General features: G+C 44.8%; 19 protein-coding genes. 11 read left to right on the top strand and 8 right to left on the bottom strand.

The annotated features are described in order from the left end of the window. Window positions 1–25: 25 nt before the first annotated feature. The 3 genes from IEN92_RS02275 (at window position 26) to IEN92_RS02265 (ending at window position 2,772) form a co-directional block, all read left to right on the top strand. Complete coding sequence (locus IEN92_RS02275; protein WP_216160216.1) at window positions 26–2,002, top strand: tetratricopeptide repeat protein; 1,977 nt, start codon at window positions 26–28, stop codon at window positions 2,000–2,002. A gap of 100 nt (window positions 2,003–2,102) precedes the next feature. Then, window positions 2,103–2,450, top strand: coding sequence for a hypothetical protein (locus IEN92_RS02270; RefSeq protein WP_216160213.1), 348 nt, complete (start codon window positions 2,103–2,105; stop codon window positions 2,448–2,450). Continuing rightward, the gene (locus IEN92_RS02265) at window positions 2,386–2,772 is read left to right on the top strand and encodes a hypothetical protein (protein ID WP_216160210.1); all 387 of its coding nucleotides are present in this window, start codon (window positions 2,386–2,388) and stop codon (window positions 2,770–2,772) included. The genes IEN92_RS02270 and IEN92_RS02265 overlap by 65 nt, the downstream gene beginning before the upstream one ends. 80 nt (window positions 2,773–2,852) lie before the next feature. On the opposite strand, the gene moaC is transcribed toward IEN92_RS02265, so the two are convergent. Then, window positions 2,853–3,332 carry a cyclic pyranopterin monophosphate synthase MoaC gene (gene moaC / locus IEN92_RS02260; protein WP_216160208.1) on the bottom strand — a complete coding sequence of 160 codons (480 nt, stop codon included), beginning with the start codon at window positions 3,330–3,332 and terminating at the stop codon, window positions 2,853–2,855. A gap of 23 nt (window positions 3,333–3,355) precedes the next feature. Between moaC and IEN92_RS02255 the strand changes: the two genes are divergently transcribed. Further along, a complete protein-coding gene (locus tag IEN92_RS02255; RefSeq protein ID WP_216160205.1) occupies window positions 3,356–5,053 on the top strand; it encodes a M48 family metalloprotease in 1,698 nt (565 codons plus the stop codon). On the opposite strand, the gene IEN92_RS02250 is transcribed toward IEN92_RS02255, so the two are convergent. The 5 genes from IEN92_RS02250 to IEN92_RS02230 are packed head-to-tail and all read right to left on the bottom strand — an operon-like array spanning window position 5,050 to window position 8,358. Next, entirely contained in the window at window positions 5,050–5,676 is a 627-nt protein-coding gene (locus IEN92_RS02250; protein ID WP_216160202.1) for a DUF2946 family protein, read from the bottom strand. The two genes, IEN92_RS02255 and IEN92_RS02250, sit on opposite strands and share 4 nt — an antisense overlap. A gap of 8 nt (window positions 5,677–5,684) precedes the next feature. Continuing rightward, window positions 5,685–6,119 carry a nuclear transport factor 2 family protein gene (locus IEN92_RS02245; protein WP_215373968.1) on the bottom strand — a complete coding sequence of 145 codons (435 nt, stop codon included), beginning with the start codon at window positions 6,117–6,119 and terminating at the stop codon, window positions 5,685–5,687. Window positions 6,120–6,142: 23 nt separating this feature from the next. Next, entirely contained in the window at window positions 6,143–7,174 is a 1,032-nt protein-coding gene (waaF, locus tag IEN92_RS02240; protein WP_216160199.1) for a lipopolysaccharide heptosyltransferase II, read from the bottom strand. A gap of 45 nt (window positions 7,175–7,219) precedes the next feature. Then, window positions 7,220–7,408 (bottom strand): zinc-finger domain-containing protein, encoded by a 189-nt coding sequence (locus IEN92_RS02235; RefSeq protein WP_216160196.1) that lies wholly within the window; start codon window positions 7,406–7,408, stop codon window positions 7,220–7,222. A gap of 26 nt (window positions 7,409–7,434) precedes the next feature. Further along, the gene (locus IEN92_RS02230; protein WP_216160193.1) at window positions 7,435–8,358 is read right to left on the bottom strand and encodes a branched-chain amino acid transaminase; all 924 of its coding nucleotides are present in this window, start codon (window positions 8,356–8,358) and stop codon (window positions 7,435–7,437) included. 191 nt (window positions 8,359–8,549) lie between these two features. On the opposite strand from IEN92_RS02230, the gene IEN92_RS02225 reads away from it, so the two are divergent. The 7 genes from IEN92_RS02225 to IEN92_RS02195 all read left to right on the top strand — a co-directional run bounded on the left by IEN92_RS02225 (window position 8,550) and on the right by IEN92_RS02195 (window position 16,074). After that, window positions 8,550–9,761, top strand: coding sequence for a phosphoglycerate kinase (locus IEN92_RS02225; protein ID WP_216162099.1), 1,212 nt, complete (start codon window positions 8,550–8,552; stop codon window positions 9,759–9,761). Window positions 9,762–9,763: 2 nt separating this feature from the next. After that, complete coding sequence (gene pyk, locus IEN92_RS02220; protein WP_216160191.1) at window positions 9,764–11,206, top strand: pyruvate kinase; 1,443 nt, start codon at window positions 9,764–9,766, stop codon at window positions 11,204–11,206. Window positions 11,207–11,276: 70 nt separating this feature from the next. Beyond that, complete coding sequence (fba, locus tag IEN92_RS02215) at window positions 11,277–12,341, top strand: class II fructose-bisphosphate aldolase (RefSeq protein ID WP_215373958.1); 1,065 nt, start codon at window positions 11,277–11,279, stop codon at window positions 12,339–12,341. Between the two features lie 7 nt (window positions 12,342–12,348). Further along, complete coding sequence (locus tag IEN92_RS02210) at window positions 12,349–13,245, top strand: phosphoribosylaminoimidazolesuccinocarboxamide synthase (RefSeq protein ID WP_216160188.1); 897 nt, start codon at window positions 12,349–12,351, stop codon at window positions 13,243–13,245. A 38-nt stretch (window positions 13,246–13,283) separates the two neighbouring features. Beyond that, on the top strand, window positions 13,284–13,778 hold the full coding sequence (gene purE, locus IEN92_RS02205; protein WP_216160185.1) for a 5-(carboxyamino)imidazole ribonucleotide mutase: 495 nt from the start codon (window positions 13,284–13,286) through the stop codon (window positions 13,776–13,778). Window positions 13,779–13,781: 3 nt separating this feature from the next. Then, window positions 13,782–14,966, top strand: a complete 1,185-nt coding sequence (locus tag IEN92_RS02200; RefSeq protein WP_216160182.1) for a 5-(carboxyamino)imidazole ribonucleotide synthase — start codon at window positions 13,782–13,784, stop codon at window positions 14,964–14,966. Window position 14,967: 1 nt separating this feature from the next. Next, on the top strand, window positions 14,968–16,074 hold the full coding sequence (locus IEN92_RS02195) for an L-threonylcarbamoyladenylate synthase (protein ID WP_216160179.1): 1,107 nt from the start codon (window positions 14,968–14,970) through the stop codon (window positions 16,072–16,074). Here the strand turns inward: IEN92_RS02195 and dacB are convergent. Both dacB and IEN92_RS02185 read right to left on the bottom strand, forming a co-directional pair. Next, entirely contained in the window at window positions 16,020–17,561 is a 1,542-nt protein-coding gene (gene dacB, locus IEN92_RS02190; RefSeq protein WP_216160176.1) for a D-alanyl-D-alanine carboxypeptidase/D-alanyl-D-alanine-endopeptidase, read from the bottom strand. The two genes, IEN92_RS02195 and dacB, sit on opposite strands and share 55 nt — an antisense overlap. 49 nt (window positions 17,562–17,610) lie before the next feature. Beyond that, the gene (locus tag IEN92_RS02185) at window positions 17,611–20,046 is read right to left on the bottom strand and encodes an ATP-binding protein (protein ID WP_216160173.1); all 2,436 of its coding nucleotides are present in this window, start codon (window positions 20,044–20,046) and stop codon (window positions 17,611–17,613) included. Window positions 20,047–20,051: the final 5 nt, after the last annotated feature.

The raw sequence follows: 20,051 nt of genomic DNA, 5'->3' as shown, positions 1-20,051 counted from the left end.
TTATTGGTAGTTATAAAATGGCCCAATGAATCCTCAGCTCCAAATCATGCTTCAACAGGGTATCCAGGCCTTTCAGAGTGGAAATTTTGAGGGAGCTAATTCCATACTCAAAAGAATTATTGAGGTCGACTCAAAAAATCTTCCCGCATTGCATGTTCTCGGCCTAATTCAGGCATCTCAGAAAAAATATAAGGAGGCTGCCGAATTGCTCAGTAGGGCAGCTCGTATCAATCCAAACGATGCATCTATTCAATACAATCTTGCTAAAGCGATGGTTGATTGTGGTTTAGAGAAAGAGTCTTTGCCACATCATAAAAAAGCAGTTGAATTGATGCCGAATAATCCTGAGGCTTGGTTGAATTATGGCAAGACTACATCTAATTTGGGTAATGATGAGCAAGCTATTTTTTGCTATGACAAAGCATTAAGCTTTAATCCAGATTATGCAGAGGCTTACCTTAATAAAGGCGCAGCACTAAAAAAAATAGGGCAATATGAAGAAGCAATTCTGTCTTCTGAAAAAGCGCTAAAAATTAACCCAAATCTTGCTGAGGCATGGACAAATAAAGGGAATGTACTTTATGAATTAAAGCGTTATGACGAGGCTCTTATTTATTACGAGAGAGCTTTGATGCTAAATCCAGCATCTCACAAAGCATGGGCATATAAAGGACTGGCACTACAAGAAATTGAACATTATGATGCTTCGCTCATTCATTTTGACGAGGCCATTAAGCTTAAACCTGACTATCACGAGGCATGGGTCAATAGGGGAGTTGTCTTTCATCTGCTTGAGCGCTTTGGGGATGCGCTTATCAGTTTTGATGCAGCACTCAATATTGATTATTCAAACCCGAATGCTTGGATTAATAGGGGAATAACTCTACAAGAACTTAAAAAGTTTGAAGATGCTCTCATTCATTATGATGAGGCGCTTAAACTCAATCAAAATGATTGCACCGCTTGGTTTAATAAAGGAGTTGCATTGCTTGAGCTAAAGCGATTGGATCAAGCACTTTCTCATTTTGACCAAGCACTCAGCATAAATCCTAAATTTGCAGACGCATCTTTTAATAAAAGTATTGCTTTATTGCTGCAGGGTGATTTCGAAAATGGCCTACAACTTTATGAGAGTCGATGGGAGTCAGAAAAGGTTAGTCGCATTGCTGGCAAAAGAAACCTCACTCAACCGCTTTGGATTGGAAGCCAGCCCCTGCAGAATAAAACAATTCTTTTATATGATGAGCAAGGTTTTGGAGACTTAATCCAGTTTTCTCGATATGCCAAACTAGTCTCAGATCTTGGGGCGAGAGTTATTCTAGAGGTTCCAGGGCCACTTGCACAACTGTTTTCTGGACTTGAAGGGGTAGCCCAATTGGTAATTAAGGGCGAAGAGTTGCCAGATTTTGATTATCAGTGCCCACTTTTAAGTCTCCCATTTGCTTTAAAGACTGAGGTTGAAAATATTCCTGCAAGCCAGTCCTACTTGGTAAGCGATCCAAATAAAGTGGCCAAGTGGAAGCTCAAATTAGGAGAGGGTAAAAATAAAAGGATAGGGGTGGCTTGGAGCAGTACGTCAGCTTTTAAGGGGGATTCCAAAAGAAGTCTATTGCTTGAGGATTTTGTGAAAGCCCTTCCCACTGAAGGTTACGAATATATTTGCTTGCAAAAAGAACTAAAGGACTGCGACAAAGAATTTTTGCATTCCTATAAAAATATTAAATTTTTTGGTGACGACCTTGAGGACTTTAGTGAAACAGCCGCGCTAATAGAATGTGTCGATCTAGTCATTAGTACGTGTACTAGCATCCCTCATTTAAGTGCTGCGCTTGGCAAAGAGACCTGGGTTCTGCTATCTTACGTACCGGATTGGAGATGGTTGCTAGAGAGAGAAGATAGCCCGTGGTATCCGTCCATTAAACTCTGTAGGCAACAAGCTCTTGGCGATTGGGATAACCTTCTCAAAAGAGTGAATCTAGACCTGAGTTCAGCACATATTTAGTTTTTAGCTTCTACGGATTTTTATTTTTGTTAAGCTGCCAAGTAAGGCGGTAATCATGGCTTTACTTAATGTTCAATAATTTTTCTACTAAGTGATTTAAATGAAAATTTCATTATTTGGCCAAAGAAATCATTTGGGTGTAGGTACATTTTTTTCTGAATTGTCGGATGCATTTAAGAAATTCTATTACATTGGTAAATATATAGAAGAAGTAGACCCATTTGATCTAGATAAGTTGAAATCGGCGGTAGCTCAATCTAATCTTGACGATATAAATATTTGGTTTTGGCAGCACCCAGCAATTAAATCTGCCAAAGGTTTTAATATTTGTTGGGCTATTTTTGAGTCAGATAAATTGCCGCAGGAATATCTAGCAAACTTGTATGAGTATGCTGACCTTATATGGGTCCCAAGCTTGTGGGCTTCCAGTCGCCTCTACTTTTTATAGTGGGCACACTGAGTTCCTTAAGCCTATACGAGGCAAGTTTTTTGAAATTGACTATCAGTTGGAAAAAATTTTAGATGCTGAGTTTAAGAGTTACTGGCCACCCACTAACTCTGATTATGGGAGTTGGGCCAACCCAAGCATTGATAGTATTTCTAAAAGTCTACAAGCGATTATGGAGGGCTACAAAGAAAATGTGGAAGTGGCGATGCAGGCAAGTCAAATAATTCGCACTCACTATACTTGGGAGCGTTCAGCAGATTTGGCTCTAAAAAGTATGCATTCTATGGGAATATTAAATTTTAAATATGATATTGAGGGTTAGTTTTACCGATTTCATTGGTCTAAAAAAAGTGGGCGGTAAGAAAGGTTTGAATGTTTGGTAACCCCTGGCTTTATTATCAACTACTCTTTTATATTCCAACCCCCACTCTTACCCCCACTCTTCTCAAGTAGCTTGATGCCACCCATCACCATGCCGCGGTCTACTGCTTTGCACATATCGTAGATTGTGAGAAGGGCGACTTGCACCGCAGTAAGGGCTTCCATTTCAACGCCAGTGGGCCCTGTAGTTTCTGCTCGGACTTTACAGTTAATGCTGCTGTCTGTTGAGTTCGTTTCAAACTCTACACTGACATGGGTCAAAGCTAATGGGTGACAAAGGGGGATTAGGTCAGCCGTTTTCTTGGATGCCTGTATACCTGCAATTCTGGCGATTCCAAGCACGTCACCTTTTTTATGGGCGCCTGCCCCCACCATCTTGAAGGTTTCGGGAAGCATGCTGATTTTGCCGCTTGCAATGGCCACCCTGTGCGTGGCAGCTTTATCACCTACATTTACCATGTGGGCTTGCCCACTGTCATCAAAATGAGTTAGTTTGTTCATGGGATAAGTTTTACCATATAGGGATGCAGGATATAAAGCTTCTGAGAAAAACCTCTTTTGGGCATCGAGTTTTGGCAATACAGCTGATTTTGGCCATGACCTCCTATGGGGCTATCCCAGTTGTAGCAGCGCCTGCTGGAGATGTATCCGTGGAAGGTAATTCCGCAGCTATACAGAATATCGGCAGGGCCATGCAATCTCCCGAGGCGCAATCTTCAAAATTACCCCCTCGAAATACCTCAAGAAGTCAGCCTAATATTATTTTGCCGGATATGGGTGATCCTGGCGGCGATTCGTTAAGCCGCATCGATGAGCGTAAATATGGCGAGATGATCATGCGTCAGATCAGACCCGATCCAGATTATTCCAATGATCTGCCTATCTATGATTTCCTCAACACGATGGAGCGTCGTTTACTGCAGGCTGCAAAAAAACTGCAACTTGGTGGGGCTAACGAGCAAGGGAGTGGCGCTTATAACTTTGAAGTATTTGCGGTTAAAGATAGCAGTATCAATGCATTTGCTTTACCGGGTGGGTTTATAGGCTTTCATACGGGTTTGCTTGTCAGTGCAGAGACGGACTCCGAAGTGGCTTCAGTGATGGGTCATGAAACTGGGCATGTATTGCAGCGCCATCTTGCTCGCCAGATGGATAAGCAATCAACCAACACAATGATTGCTATTGCGGGAATGGTACTTGGTGCTTTGGCCATGTCTCGCAACCCTTCCGCAGGTGCTGGTCTAATCCAGGGTGGTCAAGCTCTCGCCGTTGACAATCAACTCTCCTATTCGAGGGATGCAGAGCGTGAGGCTGATCGAGTTGGCTTTCAGATTCTAGATGCAAGTGGCTATGACGTAAATGGTGCTCCTGGTTTCTTTCAGCGCTTGCAAAAAGCTACGGGAATAATGGATAAAGGGGTTCCTTCCTATGTACGTACCCACCCATTAACAACGGATCGTATAGCAGACATGCAAGATCGAGCTAGAACTGTTGCCTCGCGAAATGTTTCAACCTCAGTAGAGTTTTATTTCATCAAAGCAAGAGCGCGGATGGAGCAGTCTGGAACTTCCAGTGGCCTATATGATCTTAAAAATACCTTTGAGAGTCTCAGTAAACAGCCTCAAGTTGGCAAGCAAATGGAGGGCTTCTATGGTTTGGCTCTTATTGCGCAACGCCAAGGAAAGCTAGATCAAGCGGAGTCTTATTTGCAGCAAGCGCGCAATCTTGCTCAGACTGCTAGTGCTCCAGGCTCACCAATTCAGCGGCAAAGCCTATCGTTGGATATCACTGCCTCTGAATTGGCTTTAGCTAAAGGTAAAGGAGAAGAGGCATTACAAATTGCGCAAACCACCTTGCGCGCGTATCCTCAATCTTATGCAGCCGGGGCGGCAATGATTAATGCCGAGTTGGCATTAGGGCGTACCAATGATGCAATTACTTGGCTCAAGGCTCGTACCCGCTTACAGCCAAATGAAATTGTGTGGTGGACTTTATTATCTAAGGCCTATGATCAGGCTAAAAATGTAGCAATGCGTCATTTCGCATTGGGTGAAAAATATGCCTTGGAGGGTGCATGGCCCTCTGCAATTGAGCAATTAAAGATCGCTCGCACGGCTAGCGACTCTGATTACTATCAAGGCTCTAGTATCGATGCCCGCTTACGTGAAATGCAAAGGCAATACCGAGATGAACTCAAGGAGCAAGGTAAGTTACCGAGCTAAACACTGCTCTGATTGCTTGGTTTTGGGATGAAATGAAAGCGACTAGCCAGCTCATCGGAGTGTATCGGGTCCAGTGGAAGCTGCTTTTCTTGCCAAGTCCAAGTGCCAGCAAAACTACAGGCAGCCTGATGCAATTTTGCTAATTCAGAAAATTGATCTAAGTCATGATCATGTAAGAGCGCTACGCTCATGTGAGCTCCATGGGTAAATGACGACGCATTCTGCTCTTTATAGGGCGCTGGATATATTGAGCCAGCGATGTAGATATTTCCAAGCTCATCACTGAATGCTGCGCGTGGTTCAATCGTATTGTGGCATTGAGTAGTGAACTGTAAACCCTCATTATTTGAGTTGATCCGTACTATCCAGGGCGTAGCATCAAGGGTGATAAAGACTCGCTGTGGACCATTCTGAAAAAAGAATCTATCTTGATCATCGCTGGCATAGTTTCTAGCGATAAATTCTTTTAATCCCTGATGATTAATGACTTGTCCTGGTAATTGATGTTGCTGCGCAAATTCATCCCGCATGCGCCATTGACCTCTTCTATCTAAAGCAAGCCAGCCGTAGCAATCTGGCACATTAGGCCATTTGATGAGCGATCGTAATACTTGCTCATCCATGATGATGATTAATGCAGTCCGTGTGGTGTTGACGGAGCGTCAAATGTTTCTTCGGTAGAGCGACTTGCGTGTAAATGGGCGATGCGCCAACCTTGACTATCTTGCAGGAGGACCAAGGTGATATTAAGAAAAAACTCAGCCTCTACTTGATCTGCTCTGAGGTGAACTGCTTCTGTGGTGTCATATACCGCAGCACCCAAGATAGTGTGGCTAATACAAGCAATTGGCTCAAGAAATAAGGGCTGCTTAGAGAGTAAACGTTCTAGACCCTTGCGGATTTCAGCATGCCCACTTAAGCGGTGACCTTCGGGAAGTACGCAAGTAATGGAATCATCATCAAGCCAAATATCTAAGGCGCTTTGTACATCCCGATGACGCAATGCATCGCGCCAAGCATCCACTACTTCATCTGCATTATGAAAGAGTCTGGCAAGTTTGGACATAGCTCACTTTTCCTGAGAAATTACTACAAGGTGTTGAGTGTAGCGAATACTTGTTCCGGCAGGATGTCTTTTAAGCACAGTAAGTGGCCTAAAGGACACTCTCTTTTATGGCATGGGCTGCAAGACATATTCAACCAGATCACCTTAGCCTTATTGGAAAGGGGTGGAGTATGGGCTGGATCACTGGATCCAAAGATAGCAATCTGAGGAGTATTGAGAGCTGCTGCAATGTGCATTAAGCCCGAATCATTGCTGATGACGGCCTTACTCATGCTAATTAGGGCAATCGCTTCATCTAGCGAGGTTTCACCACACCAGTTCTGCAGATTGTCTGCAGCTCCCACTTGGGATGTAATTTCCTGGGCAAGAATATGGTCACCTTTACCGCCTAATAAGATCACCTGATTACTAGAATTTTCGGCTAATAAAAGCTTTGTAAGCTTTGCAAAATGGTCGGTAGGCCAGCGCTTAGTAGGGCCATATTCTGCACCGGGACACAGTACGTAAATAGAGTCAGGATTGACACCATGATCCTGCATCTTTTTTTCTACTAATTGTTTTGCTATCTGCGGGATATTGAGCTTGGGTGTTAGCTTGACCGAAGTGGCTAGCTCACCTTCTTTAAGGAGATGGCTGAGTGCTAAGTAGTGTTCCACCATCGGTGGGCGATTCACTTTGCTGGGATTATCAAGCGCTACATTGATCAGGCCAAAACGGCATTCACCACGATAGCCAATACGAAATGGAATATTAGCCAGCCAAGGAATGAGAGCAGACTTAAGGCTATTAGGTAATACAAAACAGGCTTGATAGTTTTTAGACTCAATCTCCTTAGCCAATTGTTTGCGTAGACTCCATTGCAGTTTTTGATGCTCGAACTTTGCTTCAATCACGTGATCAACTTCTGAGCAAGCGCGATAGATTGGAGCTACCCAATGGCTAGCAAGGACATCAATTTTGGATTTTGGATACTGAACTTTAAGTGCGGCTAGAAGTGGCTGGGTGGTAACAGCATCCCCAATCCAGTTTGGGGCGATGATCAGAATACTCTGCATATGTTGTATCCCGACTCAGCGCCAATTGATAGGCGCCGATGAGGCTTAGTGTCCGTGTGGCTCAGTGCCGGGAATGAGTTTGTAGTCAGTGCCACAGTATGGGCACTTTGCTTCCCCGGTTTTGGTGATGTCCAAGAAAACCCGTGGATGAGAGTTCCAGGTTGGTGTTTGATTCGTTGGGCAATGTAATGGGAGATCTTTACCATCTACCATTACTACTTGAGCTTGAGTCATATGCTATTCCTAAATACTAAAAGAAATTATTTCACGTAGGTGAGCCAAGATTTGTATTTATCATTTCTGCCATAAACAGCATCAAAATACGCCTTCTGAATTCTTTCAGTGATTGGACCACGCTTGCCATCGCCGATAGTACGATCATCAAGCTCGCGAATCGGGGTTACTTCAGCTGCGGTACCAGTGAAGAATGCCTCATCTGCAGAATAGATTTCGTCACGTGTGATGCGTTTCTCGCGTAACTCTAGACCGAGATCTTTCACAATCTCAATAATAGAGTCACGTGTAATGCCATCTAAGCATGATGCTAGATCTGGCGTATAAACAATGCCATCACTCACCATGAAAATGTTTTCTCCGGATCCTTCAGAGACATAGCCTTCAGTGTCTAGCAACAAGGCTTCGTCATATCCGTTGGCAGTGACTTCTTGGTTAGCCAAAATAGAGTTGATGTAATAGCCAGAAGCTTTAGCGCGCACTAATGAGGAGTTCACAAAGTGACGAGTAAATGAGGAGGTTTTAACGCGAATACCCTTGTTGATGCCATCCTCGCCTAAATAAGCGCCCCATTCCCAGGCTGCGATCGCAGTATGAATGGAGTTGCCTTTCGGGGAGATGCCCAGTTTTTGCGAGCCAATGAAGATAATGGGGCGAATATAACAAGCTTCGAGCTTGTTGCTATTCACGACGTCAATAATCCCCTTAGTGACTTCTTCTTGGCTGAATGGCATATTCATTTGGAAGATTTTGGTGCCATTGAAGAGGCGTTTAACGTGTTCTGGGAGGCGGAAAATGGCCGTTCCTTGAGGCGTTTTGTATGCTCGAATACCTTCGAATACGCCCATGCCGTAATGGAGGCTGTGGGTGAGGACGTGAATATTGGCCTCACGCCAAGGAATTAGCTTCCCATCGGACCAAATAAAGCCATCGCGGTCGGACATCGACATTTTCTCTACCTTTTTTGTATCTGGTTAATCGCGGCATCCAGTCTGGGGTTTAAGTGCCCTAGACCGGAAATGCGCCTAAGCTCCTATTGTAGAGCAGGCGGGGCGGTTTGATGGCCCGGATCCCTTGGGTAGGAGGGCTGGACGATTTAGAATGGAGTATTCCCAATAAACCACCTTATTTACTCAATCTCATGCCGGATACCTTATTCAAAGTTAAGCGTTTAAGTGAATTAGCCCAATCAGGCCAATTAAAGGGAAAACGGGTTCTCATTCGCGCTGATCTCAACGTCCCCCAAGACGAAGCGGGAAATATTACTGAAGACACCCGCATTCGGGCTTCTATGCCTGCAGTGCAGATATGTTTGGATGCTGGCGCAGCAGTAATGGTCACCTCTCACCTAGGCCGTCCGACTGAAGGCGAATTTAAACCTGAGGATAGTTTGGCCCCAGTAGCTGATCGCATTGCTACTTTGTTGAATCGCAAAGTGCCTCTCATTAGTGATTGGGTTGATGGCGGTTTTGAGGTGAAGCCAGGGGAAGTAGTGCTTCTAGAAAACTGCCGTTTAAATGTGGGTGAGAAAAAGAATAGCGACGAGCTAGCAAAAAAGATTGCCGCTCTGTGTGATGTATATGTCAATGATGCATTTGGTACAGCCCATCGTGCTGAGGCAACTACTCATGGGGTTGCTAAGTTTGCACCGATAGCTTGTGCTGGCCCTTTGATGGCTGCTGAATTGGATGCATTAAGTCGAGCATTGGCAAGTCCGAAGCGTCCACTAGTAGCAATTGTTGCAGGCTCTAAAGTTTCTTCGAAGCTCACTATCCTTAAAGCCTTGGCTGATAAGGTTGACGAACTGATTGTTGGCGGCGGAATTGCCAACACTTTCATGCTTGCCAAAGGTCTGCCAATTGGTAAATCACTTGCTGAACCTGATCTAGTGCAAGAAGCCAGAGAAATTATGGAGCTCATGGAAAAGCGTGGCGCTCATGTTCCGATCCCTGAGGATGTTGTTGTAGCGAATGAACTATCACCTTTAGCGCGTGCAAACCGGGTGCCTGCTGACCAAGTGGCAGAGGACGACATGATTTTGGATATTGGACCGAAGACTGCAGCACGCTTATCCATCATGCTTGCGCATGCAGGCACGATTGTTTGGAACGGCCCATTAGGAGTATTTGAGATTGATCAATTTGGCGGCGGCACGAAAATGCTCGCCGCTGCTATTGCTCATTCGCCCGCATTTTCCATCGCTGGCGGCGGCGATACTTTGGCAGCAATCGCAAAATACGGTATTGAAAATCAAGTGGATTACATTTCTACTGGTGGCGGCGCTTTCTTAGAGTTTCTTGAAGGCAAAACCTTACCAGCCTTTGCAGTACTGGCCGAACGGGCGAAAGACTAATCATGCTAAGAGCAACCAAAATCATCGCCACTCTGGGGCCGGCATCCGAAAAGCCTGAGGTATTGAGTGACATGATTCGTGCGGGCGTTGATGTTGTGCGCCTGAACTTTTCACATGGTACGGTTGCAGATCACAAAGCTCGTCATGATTTGGTGAGAAGTATTTCTGCGGATGTAGGTAAAGAAGTGGGCATTATGGCTGACCTGCAGGGACCCAAAATTCGTGTGGGTAAATTTGCTGAAGGCAAAATCCTCCTCAAAGAAGGTGAAAAATTTGTTTTAGATATTGCATGTCACTTGGGTGATCAAGGGCGTGTAGGGCTTGATTACAAAGAGTTACCAAATGATGTGAAGCCGGGCGATCGTCTGCTATTAAATGATGGTTTAGTTGTACTTCGTGTTGAAGGCGTTAAAGGTGGAGAAATTTTTACTCTCGTTGAGCAAGGCGGTCCACTTTCTAATAACAAAGGCATTAATCGTGCTGGTGGTGGTTTAACTGCTCCAGCCTTGACTGAAAAAGACATTGCTGACTTAGATGCAGCGATTGCGATGGGCGTCGACTTCTTGGCGATTAGCTTCCCTAAAGATGGTGCAGATATGGCCTATGCCCGTAAGCTGGCAGATGCTGCAAGCGCTAAGTATGGAGTGGGCAAGGTAAAAACCATTGCTAAAGTAGAGCGCGCCGAAGCTATTGAGCCAGATGCCCTCAAAAGCATCATTGCGGAGAGTGACGGCATTATGGTGGCCCGTGGTGATTTAGCGATCGAAGTAGGGAATGCTGCTGTACCCGCTTTACAAAAGCGAATGATTGCTTGGGCACGTGAGGCGGATAAGTTTACGATCACTGCTACTCAAATGATGGAGTCAATGATCAGTGCCCCAGTGCCAACACGCGCTGAAGTCAGTGACGTGGCGAATGCTGTGCTAGATGGCACAGATGCAGTGATGCTTTCTGCGGAGTCTGCCACAGGCTTGTACCCAGTACAAACTATCAAAGCGATGGCAGAGATTTGCGTAGAGGCAGAGAAGTCTTATCGAGTCCAATTGGACACGGACTTTTTGGACCAAACCTTTACTCGAATTGATCAGACCATTGCATTGGGTGCATTATTTACCGCTCATCATTTAAATGCCAATGCGATTGCAGCTCTGACTGACTCTGGATCAACAGCAATTTGGATGAGTCGACACAATATTCATGTACCCATTTTTGCTTTGACTTCGAAGATTGCTACGCAACGTGCTTTAAGCACCTACCGTAATGTCACCCCACTCGGTTTGGACTACAGCCGCGATCGGGATACTGCTTTGCAAGAAGTAGAAATGTGTTTAAAGCAAGCTGGTGCAATTAAAAAGGGCGATACAGTGGTATTAACTTCAGGCGAGCCAATGGGCGAACCGGGCGGTACCAACAGCCTCAAAATTATCCAGGTGAAAACCAATTAAATTTTTTCATCTACCTATTACATTGAAATATTGAATTACTACTATTAACGTTATTAACAAAGAGAACATCATGGCTTTAGTATCTTTACGTCAACTCTTGGATCATGCTGCTGAGAATGGTTACGGTTTACCGGCATTTAATGTCAATAATTTAGAGCAAGTCACTGCAATTATGGAGGCGGCTCATGAAGCTGATTCCCCAGTGATCATGCAGGCCTCTGCCGGTGCACGTAAATATGCAGGTGAAGCCTTTTTACGCCATTTAATTTCTGCTGCTGTTGAAGCCTATCCGCATATTCCAGTCGTCATGCACCAAGATCATGGCCAAAGTCCAGCTGTGTGTATGGCAGCAATCAAGAGTGGCTTTACTAGTGTCATGATGGACGGCTCTTTAGAGGCTGATGGAAAGTCTGTGGCGAGCTATGAATACAACGTAGATGTTTCTAGAGAGGTAGTGAAGTTTTCTCACTCCATTGGAGTCACTGTAGAGGCCGAGTTGGGAGTATTAGGCTCACTCGAGACAATGAAGGGTGATAAAGAGGATGGCCATGGCGCAGACGGCACTATGACTCGAGAGCAGTTGTTAACGGATGTTGAGCAGGCTGCTGATTTTGTGAAAGCTACCCAATGCGATGCTTTAGCCATCGCAATTGGTACCAGTCATGGTGCTTACAAGTTCACCAAGAAACCCACTGGCGATATTTTGGCAATTGATCGCATTAGAGAAATTCATGCGCGTATTCCGAATACCCATTTGGTCATGCACGGCTCATCTAGTGTTCCGCAAGAATTACTTGCAGAGATTCGAGAATTTGGCGGCGATATGAAAGAGACTTATGGCGTGCCAGTAGAAGAGATTCAAGAAGGTATTAAAAATGGCGTTCGTAAGATCAATATTGATACCGATATTCGCTTAGCAATGACAGGAGCGATTCGCCGTTATCTATTTGAGAATCCTAGTAAGTTTGACCCACGCGATTATTTAAAGCCTGCCCGTGAAGCAGCTAAAAAAGTCTGTATTGCACGCTTTCAGGCTTTTGGTTCAGCAGGTCAAGCATCCAAAATTAAACCCATTCCATTAGAGAAGATGGCAGAACTTTATAAAAGCGGAAAACTCGCTCAGATTGTGAAGTGATTTAACAATGCCAGCTTTGTATGCCACTTCTATTCAGTCATTACCTTTGTTATCTAAGGGTAAGGTGCGTGATGTTTACGCGCTCGGTGATGACAAATTATTGATGATCACTACTGATCGCTTATCTGCATTTGATGTGGTGATGGGTGACCCGATTCCCGAGAAGGGGGTCGTTCTGAATCAAATGGCTAATTTCTGGTTTGATAAGTTGGCCAAAGTTATTCCAAACCACTTAACTGGAATTGATCCAACATCCGTGGTTACTGCAGAAGAGGTCTCTCAGGTCCAGGGACGTGCAGTAGTTGCCAAGCGCTTGAAGCCAATTTTGGTTGAGGCCGTGGTACGCGGTTATTTAGCAGGTAGTGGTTGGAAAGATTACAAAGAGACTGGCAAGGTTTGTGGAATTGCCCTGCCTGATGGTCTAGAGAATGCGCAAAAATTACCTGAGCCGATTTTCACGCCTGCTGCTAAAGCAGAAGTGGGTGAGCATGATGAAAACATTTCATTTGAAAAGGTGGTGGAACTGATTGGTGAGAAATTGGCCAACCAGATCCGCGAAGTGAGTATTCGTTTGTATAAAGAGGCTTCTGAGTACGCCGCTACTCGGGGAATCATTATTGCTGATACCAAGTTTGAGTTTGGTTTAGATGATGCGGGCCAATTAGTTTTGATGGATGAAATTCTGACAGCGGATTCTTCTCGCTTCTGGCCGGCGGAGACCTATTACGTTGGATCAAACCCACCTTCTTATGACAAGCAGTTTGTGCGTGATTGGCTTGAAACTGCCATGGTAGATGGCAAACTTTGGCCTAAGACGGCGCCAGCTCCCAAATTACCTGCTGAAGTTATTGAAAAAACCGCCCAAAAGTATCGTGAAGCCCTCAGCCGTCTAACTCAGGGATAATAGAGGTCTTAGAAGAATTTAAGGTATTCGGAGAAGCAATGAGCAAGAAGCCAATAGTCGGAATAGTGATGGGTTCTAATTCAGATTGGGACACTATGCAGCATGCTGCTCAAATGCTCGAGCAATTTGGTATTGCGCATGAAGCCAAGGTCCTATCTGCACATCGCATGCCTGATGATATGTTCCAGTACGCTGAAAAGGCACGAGCTAATGGCCTACAAGCCATCATTGCTGGTGCAGGCGGCGCAGCCCACTTGCCGGGTATGCTGGCATCTAAAACCATTGTTCCTGTTTATGGGGTTCCGGTCGCCAGCAAATATTTGCGTGGCGAAGATTCTTTGTATTCGATAGTCCAAATGCCAAAGGGAGTACCAGTCGCTACTTTTGCTATCGGTGAGGCAGGTGCAGCAAATGCTGCTTTGCACGTGATTGCTGGCCTTGCTCTCCATGATGCAGACTTGGCAAAACGTCTAGAGGAGTTTCGCAGTAAGCAGTCTGATACTGCACGCTCCATGAATTTGCCGGGATATTAATACATGGCAGAGTATTTAGAGCCCATTTTGCCGGGTTCATATTTAGGTATCTTGGGTGGCGGTCAACTGGGGCGTATGTTTACTCAAGCTGCACAAGCTATGGGCTATAAAGTGTGCGTCTTAGATCCTAGTCCTGATAGCCCAGCTGGTTCAATTGCAGAAAAATGCATTCAAGCAGATTACACAGATTCAGCTGCTTTAAAAGAAATGGCATCCTTATGTGCCTCGGTAAGTACTGAGTTTGAAAATGTTCCAGCACAAGCCTTAGATGAGCTGGAGTCTCTAGGGGTTTTTGTGGCGCCTCGAAGTAGTTGCGTCTCTCTTGCCCAAAATCGCATTGCAGAGAAAAAATTCTTAGCAACTTGGAAGGCGGAGACCAATATTGGCCCCGCTCCAAATTTTGTCATTGAGCATGATGCCGATATTGCACATGTTCCAGAAGATTTGCTCCCAGGAATACTGAAGACTGCACGCATGGGTTACGACGGTAAAGGGCAGGCCACTGTTTATGATGCTGAAGAATTGGCTTCTGCATGGAATAATTTTGGGCGCGTGCCCTGTGTTCTCGAAAAGCGGATGGATTTGGATTTCGAGGTCTCTGCTTTGGTAGTGCGTGGTTACGACGATGCAGTAGTAGCCTATCCAGTCGCACAAAATATTCATCGCGATGGTATTTTGCATACATCTACTGTTCCGGCGCCCTCATTAAAGCCCGTGCAAGAGAGGAAAATTATTGATGCGGCCAAAGCATTAATTCGGAAGATTGATTACGTTGGCGTTCTTTGTATTGAATTCTTTGTGCTCAAGAACGGCGATATTGTGGCTAATGAAATTGCGCCCCGCCCACATAATTCAGGGCACTACACCTTGGATGCCTGCGTCACGAGTCAATTTGAGCAGCAAGTTCGAGCAATGGCGCGCTTACCGCTAGGCGATGCTCGACAGCTAGCGCCGGTTTCGATGTTAAATCTCCTAGGAGATCTTTGGTTTGAAGGTAGCGAAGAGAATGCTAAAGAGCCTGCTTGGAATAAAGTCTTGGCACACCCTGATGCAAAGTTACATCTCTACGGTAAGTCAGCACCGCGCATCGGTAGAAAAATGGGTCACATTAATTGCTTGGGTGAAGCTTTAAATGAAGCACGTCAAAATTGTGCTGCCGTTGCCGCGGAATTAGGTATCGAGCCATAGAATGTCTTCAGCCAGTACGCCACTGCAATCATCTGCAGTGATTAATGAGGCAGTACAGACCCTTCGTGATGGTGGTCTAGTGGCATTCCCAACAGAGACCGTATACGGCCTGGGAGCCGATGCCAAAAATCCTGAGGCGATTCAGAAGATCTTCACTACAAAAGGCAGGCCTGCTGATCATCCATTAATTGTTCATATTGCTGCCGCTAATCAATTTGATGTGCCGCAGATAGATTGGATCCCTTTATTGGCTCCTTGGGCTAGAGATATTCCTGAAGATGCCTTGAAATTAATCAACACCTTTTGGCCGGGACCGTTAACTTTGGTCTTTAAAAAAGAAAAAAGTGTCTTGAATGCGCTGACTGGCGGGCAAGATACTGTTGCCATACGCGCGCCTGCACACCCTATTGCTCAAGCCCTATTGCGAAAATTTAAGGGTGCTGTTGTTGCTCCATCAGCCAATCGTTTTGGCAAGGTATCGCCAACTAGCGCTGCCGATGTGCGTAATGAATTTGAAGGAATATTGGATTTGATGATTTTGGATGGTGGGGATTGCGAAGTTGGAATTGAGTCCACCATCATTGATTTTTCGTCAGGTGATAAAGCAATTTTATTGCGCCCCGGTGTCATTACTCCTAAAGAGATTTTGTTTAAAACAGGTGTTCATGTTTATCTGCCTGGTCAACTTCATCTTCAAAATAATGAAAGCGATGAAGGCGCAGATGTCCCCAGAGTTTCTGGAAGCTTGAAGGCGCACTATGCCCCAACTACGCCCCTTATTCTATATGCGCCGGGTCGCGCCTTGGATGCTTTGAGCGAATTTCCAGATATTAAATCGCGTGTTGCTGTAGCTGTTTGGGATTCTGAATCCTCACTAGTTTTGGAAGATCATCCTTCTATTGATGTGTCGGAGATCATTGTGTCTAGCGACCCTGCCAGTTTTGCTAGCAAGCTGTATCGCACACTCAGAGATTTAGACCAGCAGGGTTGGGATTTAATTCTTTTTCCTGAGCCACCAACGGGTGAAGAGTGGGATGGCGTGAGAGATCGTCTTCAGCGTGCGTGTTTTGGTTCTGGCCCATCCTCTAAGAGCCACGAAAGTAATTGATCGTGAGCCTCTAGCCCTCGCCAGGCATTGGGGTGGTTGATGAACGAGGTGACTGCATACATTTTTCCGGATTTACTAACAACGTATCCAGAGATGGCACGTACATCAGCAAGTGAGCCAGTTTTCATTCTGACTTCCGGTTTTTTCTTCAAGTGTAGAAATTTACGCAATTGGGTCATCAAGCGATTTCTCATCGTGCCATCAGTTCCAGCAATAGGCAGGCTGTTGTAGAAAATTTCTCCAACAGATAGATTGCGAGCGGCGATCAAGAGTTGATTCATTTGTGATGCTGAGATCGCTTCATTGCGTGAGAGGCCTGAACCATTTTCAATGACCAGATCTGGAAAATCCATACCATTTTTTTTCAGCCAACTCAGAATCACCAATTGTCCATTAGTAGTAGTGGCTGGCTTGCCCATTTTCTCTAGCGCCAAGGTAAGTAACAGTTGGCGTGCCATGACATTGTTAGAGTACTTATTGATATCGACAACATCATCTGCAAGATTGATGCCCTCAAATTGCAGCAGTAATCTTGCTGCCAATGGAACGGTGCCGTCTTTGCCCAGAGGGGGCTGAACCCAGGAACCGCCAGATAATTCCCAGGCAGCAGCAAATCCCTGGGTTAAGAAAGTGTTGGCATCTAGTGCAACTACGTTGTAGTTCACCCCCCGACAAGTACTTGGAAGGGCGCCAGAAAATTGTGCAATGAGGGGTTGATTCGTATTGCCCTCGCTATCTGGGCTAAGGTTAAAGCGAATATTGCTTTTCCAGTTATCACAGGATCGATCGACTAGTTGGAGTTGATTGTCGATCTTTAGTTGTGAGAGTGCTGGGGTATAAGAGATATCAATAAAGTCAGCAGTTCGAGATTTTCCTAGCTGGAAAGCAAGTGTTCTAAAGGCATAGAGCAAAGGATCTGGCGGAACGTTGTAGGCCTTCAGAGATTCGCCGTCAATGGTATTGTGCTCCATTACGCTGGAAGCATATGCGCTACGGTCAAAGAATAAATTGCCATCTATTTTTTGTATGCCAAGCCCTTGCAAAGATTTCATCATCTTGACAAGCTCCTCGGGGATGAGTTTGGGGTCTCCCGTTCCCTGAAGATACAAATTTCCCTTTAGTGCGCCTTGACGAATAACTCCGTCAGTGTAGACATTGGTACGCCAACGATATTGGGGCCCCAAAATATCCAAGCCACTTAAGGTAGTTAAGAGCTTCATTGTTGAAGCTGGATTCATGGCAACATCTGAGCGCCAATCTAATACATTCTTCGCTAGAAACTTTCCTGTGCGACTAGGTTCAATTTCAACTACAGAAATACTTACAGCCTCTTTGGGGATTTGACTACGCTCTAGACTAGTCATTACAGCTTGGGGGATTTGGGGAGAATTGAGTTCTTCGGCGCTTACATTCCGCGCAAAGAGACAAATCCCTAGCCAAATTGCTGAGGCAGCAATAGATAAGAGGCGCTGAAAAAATGATTTCATTGCCCATAGGATAAACCTACAGCGCAAGCAGGTAAAACAATCTAATTATCTAAGAGCCAGCATATTTTGCTTGGTATCTTGTAATGATTTGGTTTTGTTCTTCTAATAACGTGATGAAAGAAGCAATTTTTTCTGGTAAAGGCCCCATTTTTTCTAAACACTCACAACGTTCCACAAAGTTCTTTGCAGCAAGCAGTTGGGCTCCCCCTTTGATTTTATGGAGCATGCTAGCCAAATCGGACTCATCAATCGATTCATTCTTGAGTGCATCTAGAGCTTCATCATGGACTTTCCGAATTTCATCTAAGATCACGACGATATGGTCTGGGTTTTGTTTTAAGAGATTGGCAAATGCGTCAAATGAATACTCTTCCGTTAGGGCAGAGCCTTCGTCAGCATCCAAGCTACATTGACTGGTGAAAAAACGGCTTAATTCATTTTCAAGCGTCATTAAGCTTAGCGGCTTAATCAGAACACCATTCATGCCAGCAGCCAAAAACTGGTGACGAGAGTCAAGAGCATAAATATCTGCTGTGATAGCAATAATAATGAGCTCACGATAGCCCAAGGCACGAATAGTTTTCGCTAAATCAGATCCTAGCATTCCCGGGATAGATTGGTCAGTCAACAGAAGATCATAGGATTTTTCTGAAATAAATTGCAAGGCCGCACTGGCACTCTCGCATACTGTTACTACAAACCCGAGAGCCTGAAGTTGAAGAGAAATAATTTGGCGACTGGCCGGATGATCCTCGACTACCAAAGCTTGCAGTGCGCTATTTTCTAGCCCTGGTTTTTGAGATACCAATTTTCTAGATGGAGATGCATTGTCAATAAACGGCCTTTTAGATGCGGCAATACTTGTGCGGGGAAACGCAATGCAAAAATGAATATTGCTCCCAAAACCAGGCGCGCTTTCAAAATACAGTTGGCTATCCATAGATGTAACCAAATGATTGGTAATGGTTAAGCCTAGGCCAGTCCCGTTTTGCTCGCTCTGTCCCGGAATTTGTTCAAAGGCTTGTAAGGCCAGTTCAATTTCTTCGCTACCCATTCCAATACCAGTATCGATCACTCTAAATTCAATTAATTGGCCTGCATGATCATCTGCTAACACGCTAATTGAAAAATAGATCTCGCCATGATTCGTGAATTTGATGGCGTTGCTCAGTAGATTTTGCAAAATTTGACGTAATCGTAGGGCGTCTAACATTAGCACTGGAGCAATACGGGAATCTTTTGAGGTATGCAAAACCAATTTTTGTTTTCTGGCTAGTGTTGAGAATGCAGAATCCAGCTCATCAATTAGGGTATTGAGGCAGCAAGGCTCTAAATTCAAGGTCAGTTTTCCCGCTTCAATTTTTGAAAGATCGAGGACTTGATTTAAGATTCCCAACAAGGACTCAGCTGAAGTATGGGCACTCTTCAGCAATGATTTTTCATTATCAGAAAATTTTCTACTGGCCAATAAAAGTTCTTGAACACCCAAGATCGCATTCATTGGTGTACGAATTTCATGGCTCATCGTTGCTAGGAATTCAGACTTAGCAGCATTAGCCTTCTCAGCATGCTCTATCGAGGAAATGAGAGCTGCCGCCTCTTGCTTCTGAATACATTGTCTTTTGTACATACGCCAGAGTAAGAGGCTGCCAATAAAAAGCACTACTATGGTTGATAGCCAGGACAGAGAATGGATGCGGCTATGCGTTCTGGATTGAATGCTGCTATTGCAAATTGAAAAGAGTTGACCAGACTCTATGGGGTCTAGATTGCCTAGAAAGTGACTTAAGATTCCATGCAACGCTCGATCTTCATTGGAAATGAGCCACCGATATTCAAAAGGTTCATGACTATATGGCCCCTCAATTTGAAGATCGGTCGAATTAAACTGCTTTATGAGTTGTTTGGCCAGCCGAATAGGAAGGACTAAGGCCTCGATATCATTTTTGAGAAGATCTAATGCCAGTCCTTCTGCACTCTTAGAGATGCTTGCCTGAGGATGAATAGGTTGAGGTGGATTTTCATAGCCACGATCAAAGTACGCAATATTGCTTACATCAATCACCTTTTCCTTCTTAAGTGCTTTTTTGAGGATGACATCTTGGCCCCAGAAGAGAGTCTCTGATAGTGATGCATATTTGAGATATTCGCCATCAAAGATAGGTGGATCAATAATGAAGTCAACTTCACCATTCGCTAATTGCTCCAGGCCTTCCTGATCTGTTGCTCTCCACCTGGGAATGAAGTCCTGTCCAGTGGTTTGGCCCAGTTTTTTCAAGAAAAGATGAAAGACTCCAGGCTCATTGTGGTCATCACCAGCTTGCAAGTAAGACGTATATTTTTCATGAATACTATAGTGAACTTTCGGATGGGCATCGATCCATCGCTGTTCTTCTTGACCCATGGGGCTCGCAAACGCCTCCCCACTTACTCCATTAATCACAGAGTAAATCAGAAGAGAGCCGAAAGCGATCAATCGATGCATATGTC

It is taken from the genome of Polynucleobacter sp. MWH-Creno-3A4 (assembly GCF_018881885.1).
Taxonomy (GTDB): Bacteria; Pseudomonadota; Gammaproteobacteria; order Burkholderiales; family Burkholderiaceae; genus Polynucleobacter.
This window is presented reverse-complemented; position numbering and strand designations above follow the sequence as displayed.

Coding starts and splice junctions, on each gene's coding strand:
- dacB (WP_216160176.1), bottom strand. CDS start 17,561: ATGAAATCATTTTTTCAGCGCCTCTTATCTATTGCTGCCTCAGCAATT.
- IEN92_RS02270 (WP_216160213.1), top strand. CDS start 2,103: ATGAAAATTTCATTATTTGGCCAAAGAAATCATTTGGGTGTAGGTACA.
- moaC (WP_216160208.1), bottom strand. CDS start 3,332: ATGAACAAACTAACTCATTTTGATGACAGTGGGCAAGCCCACATGGTA.
- IEN92_RS02255 (WP_216160205.1), top strand. CDS start 3,356: ATGCAGGATATAAAGCTTCTGAGAAAAACCTCTTTTGGGCATCGAGTT.
- IEN92_RS02200 (WP_216160182.1), top strand. CDS start 13,782: ATGGCAGAGTATTTAGAGCCCATTTTGCCGGGTTCATATTTAGGTATC.
- fba (WP_215373958.1), top strand. CDS start 11,277: ATGGCTTTAGTATCTTTACGTCAACTCTTGGATCATGCTGCTGAGAAT.
- IEN92_RS02250 (WP_216160202.1), bottom strand. CDS start 5,676: ATGGATGAGCAAGTATTACGATCGCTCATCAAATGGCCTAATGTGCCA.
- IEN92_RS02235 (WP_216160196.1), bottom strand. CDS start 7,408: ATGACTCAAGCTCAAGTAGTAATGGTAGATGGTAAAGATCTCCCATTA.
- IEN92_RS02245 (WP_215373968.1), bottom strand. CDS start 6,119: ATGTCCAAACTTGCCAGACTCTTTCATAATGCAGATGAAGTAGTGGAT.
- IEN92_RS02195 (WP_216160179.1), top strand. CDS start 14,968: ATGTCTTCAGCCAGTACGCCACTGCAATCATCTGCAGTGATTAATGAG.
- IEN92_RS02275 (WP_216160216.1), top strand. CDS start 26: ATGAATCCTCAGCTCCAAATCATGCTTCAACAGGGTATCCAGGCCTTT.
- IEN92_RS02185 (WP_216160173.1), bottom strand. CDS start 20,046: ATGCATCGATTGATCGCTTTCGGCTCTCTTCTGATTTACTCTGTGATT.
- IEN92_RS02210 (WP_216160188.1), top strand. CDS start 12,349: ATGCCAGCTTTGTATGCCACTTCTATTCAGTCATTACCTTTGTTATCT.
- IEN92_RS02225 (WP_216162099.1), top strand. CDS start 8,550: ATGCCGGATACCTTATTCAAAGTTAAGCGTTTAAGTGAATTAGCCCAA.
- pyk (WP_216160191.1), top strand. CDS start 9,764: ATGCTAAGAGCAACCAAAATCATCGCCACTCTGGGGCCGGCATCCGAA.
- waaF (WP_216160199.1), bottom strand. CDS start 7,174: ATGCAGAGTATTCTGATCATCGCCCCAAACTGGATTGGGGATGCTGTT.
- purE (WP_216160185.1), top strand. CDS start 13,284: ATGAGCAAGAAGCCAATAGTCGGAATAGTGATGGGTTCTAATTCAGAT.
- IEN92_RS02230 (WP_216160193.1), bottom strand. CDS start 8,358: ATGTCGATGTCCGACCGCGATGGCTTTATTTGGTCCGATGGGAAGCTA.
- IEN92_RS02265 (WP_216160210.1), top strand. CDS start 2,386: ATGAGTATGCTGACCTTATATGGGTCCCAAGCTTGTGGGCTTCCAGTC.